Below are 14804 nucleotides of genomic sequence, written 5' to 3'. Positions count from 1 at the left end.
GCTATTGACCGTTGAGCCGGTTCTTCGTTTTTGCCGTGGCCACATGCCCCCAAGGATTCTCTGGCCAGGGATGCTTCGGATAACGTCCGCGCATTTCAGAACGAACTTGAGCGTAGGGGCCATTAAAGAAGCTGGCAATGTCTTCGGTAACTGCCAGCGGGTGGCCCCCTGGGGACAACAGATGGAACTGCACCGGCAGCTTCTCGCGCACCAGTCGCGGAGATTGGTCCAGGCCAAAACACTCTTGAAGTTTGACGGCCACCACAGCCGGACCGCTCTCGCCCACGGGTGGATAGGAGACGCGGATCTTGGACCCTGACGGCACTTCCAGGCGTTGCGGCACCAACGATTCAAAATCGTGCGCATGCTCCCACGGAAGCAGGGTGCGCAAGGCCGAATGCACATCGGCTTTGGCAGCGTTTTTGCCGTGAGCTATCTGGCGCAGGATAGGTTGCAGCCATTCATCGGCCCGTGCTATCAGGGACTCATCATCAACCGCGCAGAACGGTTCGCCAAGCAACCGGTAGGCCACTGCCATGCGGCGGCGCAGGGCATCAAAACCTTCCTGCTCACCGAAAAACGCCAGCCCCTGCTCTTGCACAGCGAACTGGACCGCCTGCATTCCCAATTCCTCGGTTGCCTTGATGGGACGCGTGGATAGTTCAATGGCGCCGAATCGTTCTACCTTGCGAGCACTGATTTTGCCGTCGATGATTTCGGCAGTTTCTTTGCTCTCGCGCATTTGCGGAAGCAACTCAAGGACCGTAGTCAGCTCGATACCCGTCGCTCGCCTGATCGTTGCCTTGGTCCCGGTCCGCGCCACTTCGACCACGGCCAAATACTCCTCATGTGCCAAGTGGCTCCCCCGAGGAAGAACAGCTCTTGTTCCTGAAGCAAGCAGGTACTCATCGTGCCCAACTTTGCGGGCAACCCATTGCGGGTAGGCCAGTGCGCTGATGGCTGACAATGCCTCGGCCGACGAAGCAGTGGCTGGAGCAGGTTGTCCTTGCTTGCCGCGAGTCTTCGCCTCCACCAGTCGTTCCATGCGCGCTGCCTCATGTTTCCAGGCGCGGTGGCCCGGATGGGATGCCCTTCGAATCGAAACCAGCAGTTCTTGCAGATCTGCGCTGGCGATGCGCTCGGAGCTGGCCAGCAATGCCACAGCTTCGGCCGCCGGCAGCGAGCCGAACAAGGGCGCGCCCTCCAGCAAGGCTCGCGCGGCCCTGGGATCGGTGGGGATCCTGACCATTTGCTCGCCCATCGAGGTAATGCGTCCCGAACTGTCAACGGCGCCAAGGCTTTTGAGCACCAGCTCGTCGCTGCCCATGGCCGCGGCAGGGGGAACCTCCCACAACTCCAGGCCCTCTCCCCGAGGCGTTCCCCACGCTGCCAGGGCAAGACCTGCCGAAACTAGATCACCGGTGCGGATTTCCGGGGTGGAATAGGCTGGTGCCGCGGCGAAGGACTTGGGGTCAAGGGTGCGCACGACTTGGCCGGGTCCCAGTCGGCCAGCACGGCCAGCACGCTGGGTGGCTGTGGCACGACTTGCTACGACTGTGACAAGCCCGGACATTCCGCGGGACGTATCCCGACGCGGTTCCCGGGCATAGCCAGCGTCGACCACGAGGTGGACCCGAGGTACTGTCAGCGAGGATTCGGCAATGGAAGTTGAAACAATAATTCGCGGCGAACTGCCTGCCTCAGGTTCATTCAGAATCGCGTCTTGCTCGGCCGAAGAGATTTGCGAATGCAGTGCCAATGCGGTGACACCATTGGCTGAAATCTGGGCGCAGACGCGTTCGACTTCACGCACGCCCGGCACAAATACCAAGGTGTCCACCGGATGCTTGCTGGCAGCATTGGCTCTCGCCGAATGCTGCACGCTAACGGCCGCGACATGTCGCAAGTAGTCATCTTTGATACCGAATTCAGTGACTCTGGCTGATGAGTAGCTCTCGAAAATCTCCTCGACATCGAACTGCGCGGTTTGGGCGCTGAACACCCTCGCTGGTTTTTCAGTCGAAAGGAAATCGGCAAGTTCCTGGGCGTGCAGCGTCGCGCTCATCAGAACAAGGCAAAGATCATCTCGAAGTTCATTGACTTGCTTGACCATTGCCAGCAGCAGATCGGTATCGATGGACCGTTCGTGGACTTCATCAATGATGACGGCGCTGACCCCCGCCAAATCCGGATCGGCCAGCAAACGGGGCAGCATCAAACCTGCGGTGACAAATTCCACCTGGGTTGTTGCGGAACTCTTGCGTTCTCCGCGAACCGCAAAACCGACGTGCTCGCCGAGCGCTGACCCATCCAAGTGGGCAAGCCTCCGGGCAGCGGCGCGGGCTGCCACGCGGCGTGGCTGGGTAACGATTATTTTTCCAGTCAGCCCAGCTTCCCGCAGTGCATTGCTCACCGTCGGCGGAACAATGGTGGTTTTGCCCGATCCCGGCGGCGCTTGAATTACCAGAGGGCCAGAAGGATCCGATAGGAGCGCGCTGTACAGGTCATCCCGAATGGGCCCGAACGCAAGTCCGCGGGCAACCCGCTCTAGATCAAAAGAGCTGCCGCTCATGCTTGGCGTCCGGACCAGAAGGAGCGGATGGCGGTAATGACTGGCTCGATGGGATACAGGGTGCTGCCATGTGTTCGTCCGGGCAAGGCCACCATTCGAGCGTTGGGCAACGTGCGAACCATAATCTTGTTCTGGTCAAATCGAGGTTGATCACGCGTGCCGATCAGCAGCAAGGTTGGGATCCCGATTTTGGCCAAGTCTGCAAGAGCAATATTCTGGAGCGTCTCAGCGGCCTCGTAGTACGCGGCCAAGGCCAGCGGATCATTTGATTTGAAAGCCAGCCTAGTTGCAGGATCCAGTTTTCCGTCGGTCTCCTGGCCGCTGACGAACCCTTCGATATCCCCACGGCGCAACACTTCCAGATATCCGGGAAAGAAGAGTTTGCCGATTTCACCAGGCGTGATTTCAAAAGTGCCGCCGAGCATGATCAATGAGATCACTTGCTCCGGATGCTTCATGGCCAGGTGCAGGCCGGTGCGGGCACCAAATGAGTACCCAACAATATGCACCTTTTCAAGACCCAGATGGCGCAAGACTGCTTGGATGTCACTGACGACCTTCTCCATGGTGTAGTCGGCGACGTCATGCGACTTGGCTGATTTGCCATGACCGCGTAAATCCATGCGGATGGTCCGATGGTCTTCGCCAAGTGCCTTGGTGTAGCCCAGACCGCGCCAAATGGAGCGGGATAAAGCTGAGCCGTGCAGGAAGAGAATTGGTTCCCCGTCTGCTCCGTCATCGTCAAAGAAGATGTTGGAACCATCGACAGGATTATTGATCATCGGCATGCTTTCGATTAAATCCCCTATCCATGGGGAAGGGGAAATCTGAGTTGCCTCAAACCTATCGACAACGCCAATTAATAGGTGAAGACTGAAAGTACGCAAAAAGGCCACCGCCAACAAAAGTGGTCTGGACCAAAATCAAAGGGGGGAAGATCATGAATGCACAAGCAGCCAACGGGCAGCCGGTAGATCCCGACGAAGAGAAAAAGCTTCATGACCAGCATGACGAAGAGCTTGTCGAAGAATGGGAAGATGAATCCTTCCCTGCTTCTGACCCACCGTCGAATTACTAGGCATCAACTTCCTAGGTGACCACACACGTCGCACTCAGCTTGTTTCAAGACTCGGCTCCTAGTGTGGTTAATACCTTCTCAAGGTGCGAGTGATCTAGAAGAACCGATCCGCACAGGCGTTACCTCCTTGGCCTGACGGATCGGTTCTTCATTTAATTTCGTCTGATCAGATTCCTATCCACGCCGTTGCCGCAACGTTACGCACATAGCAGATTTGTCCCGACAACATGTTGGACGAGTCGCCTTCTGGCATATTCTGAGGTGGAAGCCCTTTGCCCTCCACCCAGCCAGCATTGCTGCTGATAGAAAGGTGTCTCGTGGAATACGAACGAATGCCATCCATCAAGGAATTGCACCGCCCCTACACTGCAGCGGCCGATCGCTACGAACACTACGGCTACCGCCGCGTTGGCGATTCAGGCTTGCGACTGCCCCCGTTGTCCTTGGGATTATGGTGGAACTTCGGAGACAACCGGCCCTTCGACAGCCAGCGAGAAATTCTCCGCCATGCGTTTGACAACGGCATCAACCACTTCGACCTGGCCAACAACTACGGCCCACCTGCGGGTTCTGCCGAAGAGAACTTTGGGCGCATGATGCGCAAGGACTTCAAGCCTTACCGCAATGAATTGGTGATTTCGTCCAAGGCTGGCTACGACATGTGGCCGGGCCCGTACGGAACCTTCGGTTCTCGCAAGTATTTGCTTGCATCGTGCGATGCGTCGCTAGAAAAAATGGGCTTGGATTATGTGGACATCTTCTACTCGCATCGCTTTGATCCCAAGACTCCATTGGAGGAGACCATAGGGGCCCTGGATACCCTGGTGCGCCAAGGCAAGGCCACCTATGTTGGCATTTCTTCCTACTCTGCAGAACGCACCGCCGAGGCCAAGGCCATCGCCAATGATTTGGGAACTCCGCTGGTCATTCACCAGCCTTCTTACAACATCCTCAACCCTTGGGTTGAACATGGCTTGCTGCAAACCCTGGAGAAAGAACGCATGGGCACCATTGCGTTCACGCCGTTGGCCCAGGGCCTGCTGACCGACAAGTACCTGTCGACCACTGATGTTGAGCGCCAAGGAGGTCGCCGCTCACTTGAAAGCCAACTGACAGAAGAGAATATGGCCAAGGTCCGAAGCCTGAACGAGGTGGCCCAGCAGCGAGGCCAATCCCTGGCACAGATGGCTTTGGCATGGCTGCTTCGTGACGGCGCGGCAACGTCGGTGCTCATTGGCGCTTCTTCCACCAAGCAGCTGGACGAAAATTTGGGTGCTTTGAACAACCTGGAATTCAGCCAAACAGAGCTATCGAAGATTGCCGATATCGCGCAAGGCGATGCCGGTATCGATTGGTGGCGCGCTTCAGCAATCAGCTAGCAATATGACTTGAAAACGGCCCATTGGAGCCATAGTCGATAGCCGTGGTTTCCCCGTGTTCACTTGGGGAGACCACGGCTTTGCTTTTGCTTGGATGCGTGGCCTGTTTTCCGCCGATGAATATTGCTTCTCCATACTGGCTCAAACGCAATTCTGGGGATAAGCTCGACGTAGACGCGCAATGAAGTGAATTACATTCATTTATTGTGTTAAGTTCGATAGCGTCAAGGAACTGGCTTACGCTGACCAATCTGCACAAACGACAGGAGCATTGATGAGCGCCCCAACCTACAAGGTCTTGAACCCGGCCACCGGTGAAGTTGTTGAAGAATTCGCCGCCGCCACCGACGAGCAAGTCGAGCAGGCCCTGAGCTCGGCCCAGTCTGCCTACGAGTCATGGCAGAACGTTGACATCACCGAGCGCGCGAAGATCGTTTCCAGGGTTGCAGCCCTCTTCGCCGAGCGTGCTGAAGAGCTTGGCAAAATCATGACCACTGAAATGGGCAAGCCGCTCTCCGAGGCAGTCGGCGAGGCAGAATACTGCAAGGACATCTTCGAGTACTTCGCCACCGAGGGACCTTCCCTGGCCGCGGACCAGGAAATCAAGTCGTTCTCCGGCGGCAAGGCCGTCGTGCAGAAGCTTCCGGTTGGCGCCCTTCTGGGCATCATGCCGTGGAACTTCCCTCTCTACCAGGTAGCGCGCTTCGCGGCGCCAAACCTGATGCTGGGCAATACCATCATCCTGAAACACGCCGAGTCCTGCCCTCGCTCGGCATTGGCCATTCAGGAAATCATGGACGAGGCCGGCGTCCCGGCAGGCGTCTACAACAACGTCTTTGCAACGCACGACCAGATCTCCACCATCATCGCTGATTCCCGCATCCAGGGCGTTTCCTTGACCGGTTCGGAGCGCGCTGGCGCCATCATCGGCGAGCAAGCGGGCCGGAACCTGAAGAAGGCCGTGCTGGAACTTGGCGGCTCGGATCCATTCGTTGTCCTGGATTCGGATGACGTACCTGGCATCGTTGACACCGCGTGGGGATTCCGCATCGATAATACGGGCCAGGCCTGCAACTCGAACAAACGCATGATCGTCATGGAAGACATCTATGACGACTTCGTCGCCGAGCTGACCAAGCGCGCAGAAGGCCTGGAGGCCGGGGATCCAATGGCAGAGCTGGAAGGGACCTTCGCGCCAATGTCGTCGCGCAAGGCAGCCGAGGACCTCCACGCCCAGGTGCAGGATGCAGTCTCCAAGGGAGCGACCCTGCACGCCGGCGGCGTGCTGCACGAAGGTCCTGCGGCCTACTACTCCCCTGCCGTGCTGACCGGTGTCACCAAGGAGATGCGCGCCTTCTACGAAGAGCTCTTCGGCCCAGTAGCCGTAGTCTATAAGGTAGCCAGCGACGAGGAAGCTGCGGAGCTCGCCAACGACACCATCTACGGCTTGGGCGGTTCAGTGCACTCCACCGATGCAGAACGCGCTGCCAAAGTCGCCCAGAAGCTGCAGGTTGGCATGAGCAATGTCAACATCGCCGCAGCTGAAGGTGCTGAAATGCCGTTCGGTGGTGTGAAGCGCTCTGGCTTCGGACGCGAGCTCGGCCCACTGGGCATGGATGAGTTCGTAAACAAGCGCCTGTTCTACGTGGGCGAATAATTCATGCATTGGCAGCCGCCAATGTGCCTATGAAAGTCGGGGCGAACCATGAACTTGCATGGTTCGCCCCGACTTATTCGTTTAAGCGGTAGAAGATGCCTTTTCCGGCCTGTCGGTAAATTCATCTTCTGGTTCTGAGGTACCTTCAGATGGATTCCTACGAAGGAACTTTTCACGCCATTGTGTGGCTAGCCATCCCTGAATAGTTAACCAAGTGCCGCTGGAGACAAGGACAGCGTCCGCGGATGCCATGATGCCCGAGAAAAACGGGAGTCCCATAACTACGGCGATACCGATATGCATCCCAAGAATCACGATCAGCGCAATCCTCCTGCTGATCTTATGGAACAGCATGAATGGGAACGCAATTTGTGCCACCACAGTTACGTAGGTAATCAGCGCAACTACCCAAGAGTTCGCAGTGATGAGGTCGCTGAGCCATGGAAAGACACCATAAGCTTCAGAATTGACCGGGTAATACATGGCGGTGCCATTCTGCCACAAACTACCCTGAACTTTGTATAGACCGGCTTCTAAATAGACCATACAAAGCTGAGCCACTATTAGGCACAACGCTAAATTATGAAGCACCGTAACGGCTTCGAATTCTCTTTTACTTTTTGCAGCGCGCTTACGCATCCAAGAATCGACCGACCAGTGCTTTGATAGATCTGCAAAGATCAGATAAATCAGCATGATTCGGATGAAGTAGTTTCCACCATCAGAAACAGGTGTGTTTTGAGCATTTATGGCCGTGTAGAAAATGAAAAAGAGTGGAGTGACAAAACGGGTCTTCCATCCGACTACAAAGGCAATCGCTAAAACTACGGCAACCACATACCAAAAGACAAAGAAGCCAAGACCAGCATCACGCAGAATATCCAATGGCCACTTGTATCCAAGTACCGAGCGGTATGGTTCTAGATATTCCGATCCTGGACCCCAAATCTTGGAGGCGACGGGAACATTTACCACTAGCCAACCCAAGATAAAAAGGCCTGATGCCATGCGCATAACGGCCAAGCCATATGCAGCATGGCGGTTTTCGGTAAACCAGCTGTAGATCGAGGCGAGAAATTTCGAACCAAAATCTCTATTTTTTACCATCCAATTTCGGATGGACGGAGCATTGACCGCCCTCTGATTTAGCTCCATGCCGACACCGCCGCTTTACTGAATTCTTTGGTATCTCGCCATCCGATATATGTTTCACGAGACTTCGTTGTAGCTTCATCGTTGTTTCGCTGAGCGAAAGGAACGATTGGTTCACGCCTGAGTTTAATTTCAACCATTGACGCTCCACCCCACTGCTCAATCGCATAGAGAGATGCGAAGCCGACGGCCGTGTCCTCCATTCGCTTGTAAGCTCGAAGATTACTCAATTCTGTAGCTGAGTATTCTTTCCTCGCCTGTGACGAACTGAGATCCATTCCGAATACTGGAGTTCCTTGAATGAACGGTTTTGCGATTTGTTCACGTGCGCTTGTACTCAAATCCGATGCGGCACTCCAAAGCCTTCCATGTATCGACTTTGACTGTTTAGACTCACGGTTAGCGAACATGTTACCGGCGCGGCTTTTCATCTCCTCGGCGGTGACGTCGCGCCATTCCGTGAATTTCGCGCCTTTCTTGCTTCCTTGTGCGCAAATTTCCGCACTCGATAGGCAAGCACGCATCGTAAAGTACTCATCTTGCGAATACGGACCGGGCGCAAAAAGACTCCACCCTTGATCTAGCGGCCCAAGAAAATAACGATTCAATCCAGGTTGCAATGACGACTTAATTGGGGTGGAAGGTCCAGTGAAGGCCAATGTCGCACCAATATGTCCCAATGCTGCCGCGCCTGCAATTAAAAGTACCAACACCGTGAACAGTTTGGGTCTAGTTTTATGTTGCCTCATCAGGCTATTGTCTCCGATTCCTCAATGCCGGTGAATAATTGCAATCACGACTTGAACGCGAAATGGGAGGGGCATCAATTGATGCCCCTCCTACTTCTAACTACAGCTTGCTATTGACTAAGCTGAACGCTTTCGAGCTATCACAGTCACACCAGCTCCGATGAGAACAAGTGCGAGTGCACCCACACCAATCCAGAGCGCTCCGTTAGAACCGGTGTCCGCAAGGCCACCATTCTTGGAATTGTCTTTTTGCGATTCCTTAGAGTCATCGGAATTTGCATCCGAATTGTCCGCGTCAGTGTTCGCATCCGTGTTTGCGTCAGTGTTCGCATCCGTGTTTGCGTCAGTGTTCGCATCCGTGTTTGCGTCAGTGTTCGCATCCGTGTTTGCGTCAGTGTTCGCATCCGTGTTTGCGTCAGTGTTCGCATCCGTGTTTGCGTCAGTGTTCGCATCCGTGTTTGCGTCAGTGTTCGCATCCGTGTTTGCGTCAGTGTTCGCATCCGTGTTTGCGTCAGTGTTCGCATCCGTGTTTGCGTCAGTGTTCGCATCCGTGTTTGCGTCAGTGTTCGCATCCGTGTTTGCGTCAGTGTTCGCATCCGTGTTTGCGTCAGTGTTCGCATCCGTGTTTGCGTCAGTGTTCGCATCCGTGTTTGCGTCAGTGTTCGCATCCGTGTTTGCGTCAGTGTTCGCATCCGTGTTTGCGTCAGTGTTCGCATCCGTGTTTGCGTCAGTGTTCGCATCCGTGTTTGCGTCAGTGTTCGCATCCGTGTTTGCGTCAGTGTTCGCATCCGTGTTTGCGTCAGTGTTGTCCGCAGTGTTGTCCGCAGTATTCACGTCAGTCGAGTCATCGGCGACAACGGTGAAGGTAGTAAACGCATACGCATTCGTCTTCACATCAGTCGCTACGATCAGGTAGTTTCCGAGTTCGAGGTCAGATGAATCGACCTCGAAACTAATATCTCCCTTATCGTCAGCGGACACGCCCTCAGGAAGAGAAGCAGCGAATGCCTTTGCTTGGGCCAAGGTGGTCGCGCCTAGCGGGCTCTGCTCGATCTTAACTTCGCCGTTTGAAGTGAATTCCTTGCCGGTAACGGTTCCGATTTCACCCTTTATAATGCGGTTCGGAGTGATATCGATGTGAACTTCGTTCTCAACGGCGTCTTCAGCATTTACCTGGAAGTACTCGGTATAAGTCTTTCCAGTTTCTTCGTCCTGAACCTCGACCATGTAGATACCTTCTGGCAATCCATCGGTATCAAACTTGTAGTCAAAGTGACCATTCTCGTCAACGATGACGTCATCCTGGTGAATAGGAGTCTCGTCGCCATTCGAGTCGCGGATGGTGATCTTGACGTTACCGTCTGGAGTGAACTTGTCACCAATTACGGTAATCTCGTCCCCTTCCGTAACGCTGTCAGGCAGCACGTTCACGATCGGATGTTCCGTGTTATCTGCCGTGTTGTCATCAGTGTTATCTGAAGTGTTCACGTCGGTGTTCTCCGCAGTGTTCACATCAGTGTTCACGTCGGTGTTCACATCAGTGTTCTCCGCAGTGTTCACGTCGGTGTTCACATCAGTGTTCTCCGCAGTGTTCACGTCGGTGTTCACATCAGTGTTCACGTCGGTGTTCTCCGCAGTGTTCACGTCGGTGTTCACATCAGTGTTCTCCGCAGTGTTCACGTCGGTGTTCACATCAGTGTTCTCCGCAGTGTTCACGTCGGTGTTCTCCGCAGTGTTCACGTCGGTGTTCTCCGCAGTGTTCACGTCGGTGTTCTCCGCAGTGTTCACGTCGGTGTTCTCCGCAGTGTTCACATCAGTGTTCACGTCGGTGTTCTCCGCAGTGTTCACATCAGTGTTCACGTCGGTGTTCTCCGCAGTGTTCACGTCGGTGTTCTCCGCAGTGTTCACGTCGGTGTTCGCATCGGTGTTCTCCGCAGTGTTCACGTCGGTGTTCACATCAGTGTTCTCCGCAGTGTTCACGTCGGTGTTCTCCGCAGTGTTCACGTCGGTGTTCTCCGCAGTGTTCACGTCGGTGTTCTCCGCAGTGTTCACGTCGGTGTTCACGTCGGTGTTCTCCGCAGTGTTCACGTCGGTGTTCTCCGCAGTGTTCACGTCGGTGTTCTCCGCAGTGTTCACGTCGGTGTTCGCATCAGTGTTCGCATCAGTGTTCACGTCGGTGTTCACGTCGGTGTTCTCCGCAGTGTTCGCATCAGTGTTCACGTCGGTGTTCGCATCAGTGTTCACGTCGGTGTTCACGTCGGTGTTCTCCGCAGTGTTCACGTCGGTGTTCGCATCAGTGTTCACGTCGGTGTTCACGTCGGTGTTCTCCGCAGTGTTCACGTCGGTGTTCTCCGCAGTGTTCACATCAGTGTTCGCATCAGTGTTCACGTCGGTGTTCGCATCAGTGTTCACATCAGTGTTCTCCGCAGTGTTCACATCAGTGTTCTCCGCAGTGTTCACATCAGTGTTCTCCGCAGTGTTCACATCAGTGTTCTCCGCAGTGTTCACATCAGTGTTCGAAACAACGACCGTGAATGAAACTTCGTCTGTAGACTCTTCGTCGTCGTCGCCATCGGTGGCAACGGCAGTATGAGGACCTTCGGTCAGACCCTCAAACGTAGCCGTCCACTTGCCGTCGTCGCCAACAATGACTTCCTGAGCCGCTGCATCGTCGCCGTCGAGAGTCACAGTAATGGTCTTACCTGGCTCTGCCGTACCGGAAACATCGACAGGATCACCCTCGGTAAATTCCTGTCCATCGGTCGGTGTCTCAATGACCACGGGGGCTTCAGTTGGCGCTTCGTCCGCTGCGCGGACTTCCGAGCGGGCGAAGGATACCTTGTTAGCAGCCTCGCCCATTGCTGGCAATAGCTCTACTGACAAGGCAGTGACAAAGTCACCCTCCTCAGTGGAGTCAGGATCGCTATTTGGATCGTCAATTACCGTGGTTCCCTGCTCGTTGACGGTAATCTCAACGATTTCGTTAAGCACACCCTCGATAACGGGTTCCAGAGGATCAGTAACGCCATCAACTACGCCTGTAATGACTCCTGGCAATCCGTCGATAACTGGGTTCACTACGGTACCCAATGCATCGCCAACTACACTTACAACACCGGTGGTCAATGGGGTGATCAGCGAGCCTAGATCCAAGCCGGCCAGTGTCAAGTCAACGTTGGTAGTTGGTTCTTCTGGTACCAACCCCAGGAAGCTGGCAACACTGCCTTCCACCGTCGCCGTACCGTCGGCGAGTGGAAGGAGCAAGCTAGCTTCCAGTCCGAGGTTGACGACAATGTCAATCTGATCAAGTGAAGCAACAAGGCTATCGCGAAGATCAGTGACCAAGTTCGACAGCGCGAGAGTAATCTCGTCTGCGATTTCTTGAACAGCCGTGGCGCTTAACACTTCATAGTTGGCCGGCTTGCCGTTGAGCCCACCGGTGGTGATCTTAGACAGATCAACGCTTATGTCGCCCGTACCGAGATCGATGCTCACCAAGCCGGTATCCGAGGTAATAACACCCGTGAGGATGTCATCCTTGACTTGCTGCAGAGCAGCGTCTACGCCATTGAGCGCAACCGTGGAATCAGTGACACCAATGCGGGCCAGCGGGCGCAAATCAATATCGATTGCGTCAAGCCCCGAAGTGATAGTGCCAAGCACACCATCAGAGGACAGAGCCGTGTTGAGCGTAGTGCCCAGACCATCAACGACAGTTCCCAGCGAACTGGTCAGCCCGCCAACAGCAGGGCTACTAACGGTTGCAGTGGCACCAGCAACTAAGTAGTCAGTCGACAGAGTACCGTCAGTCTTGTCGGCCTTGGAACCGAGGGCGCCGATTTCCAATGATGCTTCATCTACAAGCTGATCGGTTAGCCCGCTGACCTGCAGTTGATCCAAAAGTTTAGTCAGATCAACATTTGCAGTCATCGCGCCAGAGTTCGAGGAATCGACTGCGATCGTTCCATCCGAACTAACCGCACCAGCTGCTGATTTTGCGCTTGTTGAGCTAGATGCTTCAGCATACGAACTTAGCAATCCGGCTTCGCCCAGTGTCAGAAGTCCTGACCCATCGGCATTTATGAGCGGGAGTGCGCTTAGTCCCGAACCCAGGTTCAGGTTCAAGGCTCCCAATGCCTCAACATTCAGCGGGTTATGCTTTGCATCTGGTGAGCTCGGATTACCCGCGAACGCGAACCCCGCATCCGCAACAGGAATGTCTAGAAGATTTAGATCGAGAACTCGTCCAAGAGCCTCGGAGTCATCGGTCGGTGCGGCATACGCGGCTGTCACGGTCGGCGCCACGAACAGGCTGGCCACTACCGCGCCAGAAAGTACGCGCCGTGCCGTGCGGCGGCCGGTTCCATTCGATGGTGGCAAATTATGTGTTTGCATCAATGTCCTCCAAAAGTTGGTTGTGATCTTGAAACCCTTGTTAAAGTCCCTATTTGACTCTACGGAAGGGGCCCATCTACTCACAGGGTTCTTTCAGCTATTTCTTGGCATACTCAGGTCAAAATTTTTGACCAAACGGCCATTTTTGTTAGCTTTCAGGTCATACCGGCCAGTAATTTATTATCTAATTTTTGTATGAATTCACGTTGATACCGGACTTGACCTATGAATTTACCAAAGGTTCCTATTCGAATCTTCCTGATTGTTGTCAAATTGTTACCTATCAAGCAAAACAAGTTGGCTAACTGGTTATAAACTGGGCTCACCTGCAGACAACTAGCTAAGCAGGGGTACGGTTGGGGTTTCCGACCAGGTTTGTAGCTCTGTTGAGGACGAGGTTTCTTGAATGTCGCGCATTCGCGTTCATCTGGCCGATAGTGATTATTTCTCGCGCGCGGGCATATCCGCAGTTCTATCCACCACGGAGGACTTCGATCTAGAAAAAGTCACAGACACTCTGGGGGACGCCGTCACTGGTGCGCTCGAACAGAAGCCAGACGTCATCCTGCTCGAGTCGACGTTAGAAGGCCAGGACCTGTACAGCGCCATTCGCGAGATAACTGAAGCAACGCCAAAAACCAAAGTCGCCGTCATGGCTGCGCGCTACAAGCGCAGCGAACTCGCCCAGGCCTACGATGCCGGTAGTGCTGCTCTCATTTCCAAGAGCTCAATTAGCTCAGAATTGCCTTGCGCACTGCGAATGCTTGTTGCGGGCTACCAGCTTTTTGCAGCACCAACCGATGGTTGGGAGCCGCCCTCGCGCGTGACTCGCCGCTCAATTCATCAAGAGGCATTCCGTGAACTGGGAGACCGGGATCGCGGATTAGTCCGCCACGTTGCGGCCGGCCTGACCAACGCTCAAATTTCGCGTCTTGCCCATATCTCCGAAGGGTCGGTCAAGCTTCACCTTGCCCGCGTCATGGACGAGCTCAGCGTTTCAAATCGCGTTCAGTTGGCAGTCATTGCGGCCGAAGCGGGCCTCGTTACGTCGGCTGATCTCAAAATCGCTTAATACACCGTACGCAGCTGGCTGGCGGGGATCCACATTTCTTCGCCATCGCGATCAATCCGGCGCCAAGCACCCTGACGCGCCACGATAACAACTGCAGTGTCCGCAGGAAGAATACGTACGAGCGAGTAGTGGTCGCCCGGTCCGCGACGGGCATTAAGACGAATTGTGGTGAGCGCCCGCTGATTGGGTACGGCGATCAAACCGCCCTTGGCAGGTCGCGAAGGGATCTCCTGCAAATACATGCTGGGAACCCAGCCTAAAAGCTTGCCTGCCTGAACCTGCGACCATAGACCTTGCTGAAGCATGGAACGTACCTTGCTTCCCTGGTCAATGACCTTGAGAACCGGGTAACCGGTCCCGCTGCCCTTGCGCAAGTTCAGAGTGGCCGTGGTGACATGAGTGGCCTCAATCAGTGAATAACGCGAGAGCACAGGTTCTGCATACTCGTCGTCTTCGTCGGCAACGACCGGTTCATCAAAAACCTCAGGAATTGGCTCCAGGTAAATCTCCGGCAGCCAACCGTAGGTTGCGTGAACAAAGACATGAGCCCATGAGCCTTTGACTTCGATGAGGGCAAGTTCGGTACCGTGGGCAAGATTGCTCTGAACAACATAGTGCCGACCTGCGCCTTTGCGCAGTTTGAGCGAGGCAGTCGTCCGATGCGTAAGTGCTACTGACGACGTCAAAGCCGATTTTTGTGGTAAGCCCACTTGGTTCACGACCACCTCAAATGAAAACTTAGGGAAGCAA

Annotated in this window: 10 protein-coding genes; 4 read left to right on the top strand and 6 right to left on the bottom strand. The window is 54.8% G+C overall.

Translation table 11 applies throughout. From position 1 onward, the window contains the following. Position 1 precedes the first annotated feature (1 nt). On the bottom strand, positions 2 to 2572 hold the full coding sequence (hrpB, locus tag ACT7DV_RS10055; protein WP_444662268.1) for an ATP-dependent helicase HrpB: 2571 nt from the start codon (positions 2570 to 2572) through the stop codon (positions 2 to 4). Beyond that, positions 2569 to 3354, bottom strand: a complete 786-nt coding sequence (locus ACT7DV_RS10050) for an alpha/beta fold hydrolase (RefSeq protein WP_444662266.1) — start codon at positions 3352 to 3354, stop codon at positions 2569 to 2571. Before ACT7DV_RS10050 ends, hrpB begins: the two co-directional genes overlap by 4 nt. A gap of 158 nt (positions 3355 to 3512) precedes the next feature. On the opposite strand from ACT7DV_RS10050, the gene ACT7DV_RS10045 reads away from it, so the two are divergent. From ACT7DV_RS10045 to ACT7DV_RS10035, 3 genes are all read left to right on the top strand, one after another. After that, a complete protein-coding gene (locus ACT7DV_RS10045; RefSeq protein WP_444662264.1) occupies positions 3513 to 3650 on the top strand; it encodes a hypothetical protein in 138 nt (45 codons plus the stop codon). A gap of 332 nt (positions 3651 to 3982) precedes the next feature. Beyond that, the gene (gene mgrA / locus ACT7DV_RS10040; protein ID WP_444664829.1) at positions 3983 to 5029 is read left to right on the top strand and encodes an L-glyceraldehyde 3-phosphate reductase; all 1047 of its coding nucleotides are present in this window, start codon (positions 3983 to 3985) and stop codon (positions 5027 to 5029) included. 274 nt (positions 5030 to 5303) lie between these two features. Further along, positions 5304 to 6686: an NAD-dependent succinate-semialdehyde dehydrogenase gene (locus tag ACT7DV_RS10035; protein ID WP_444662262.1), complete on the top strand. Its 1383-nt coding sequence runs from the start codon at positions 5304 to 5306 to the stop codon at positions 6684 to 6686. A gap of 81 nt (positions 6687 to 6767) precedes the next feature. On the opposite strand, the gene ACT7DV_RS10030 is transcribed toward ACT7DV_RS10035, so the two are convergent. The 3 genes from ACT7DV_RS10030 to ACT7DV_RS10020 all read right to left on the bottom strand — a co-directional run bounded on the left by ACT7DV_RS10030 (position 6768) and on the right by ACT7DV_RS10020 (position 12982). Further along, a complete protein-coding gene (locus ACT7DV_RS10030; RefSeq protein ID WP_444662261.1) occupies positions 6768 to 7841 on the bottom strand; it encodes an HTTM domain-containing protein in 1074 nt (357 codons plus the stop codon). After that, complete coding sequence (locus ACT7DV_RS10025) at positions 7832 to 8587, bottom strand: DUF5819 family protein (protein WP_444662259.1); 756 nt, start codon at positions 8585 to 8587, stop codon at positions 7832 to 7834. The genes ACT7DV_RS10030 and ACT7DV_RS10025 overlap by 10 nt, the downstream gene beginning before the upstream one ends. 117 nt (positions 8588 to 8704) lie before the next feature. Then, entirely contained in the window at positions 8705 to 12982 is a 4278-nt protein-coding gene (locus ACT7DV_RS10020) for a choice-of-anchor G family protein (protein WP_444662258.1), read from the bottom strand. Between the two features lie 406 nt (positions 12983 to 13388). Here ACT7DV_RS10020 and ACT7DV_RS10015 point away from each other — a divergent pair, with 406 nt between their 5' ends. Further along, positions 13389 to 14054: a response regulator transcription factor gene (locus tag ACT7DV_RS10015; protein WP_444662256.1), complete on the top strand. Its 666-nt coding sequence runs from the start codon at positions 13389 to 13391 to the stop codon at positions 14052 to 14054. Here the strand turns inward: ACT7DV_RS10015 and ACT7DV_RS10010 are convergent. Beyond that, positions 14051 to 14740, bottom strand: a complete 690-nt coding sequence (locus ACT7DV_RS10010) for an SH3 domain-containing protein (protein ID WP_444662255.1) — start codon at positions 14738 to 14740, stop codon at positions 14051 to 14053. The genes ACT7DV_RS10015 and ACT7DV_RS10010 overlap by 4 nt on opposite strands. Between the last annotated feature and the right edge of the window lie 64 nt (positions 14741 to 14804).

This window comes from Glutamicibacter sp. TV12E (assembly GCF_052441935.1).
In the GTDB taxonomy this organism is placed as follows: domain Bacteria; phylum Actinomycetota; class Actinomycetes; order Actinomycetales; family Micrococcaceae; genus Glutamicibacter.
The sequence above is the reverse complement of the archived record's forward strand: the minus strand, read 5'-3'. Positions and strand labels throughout refer to the sequence as shown.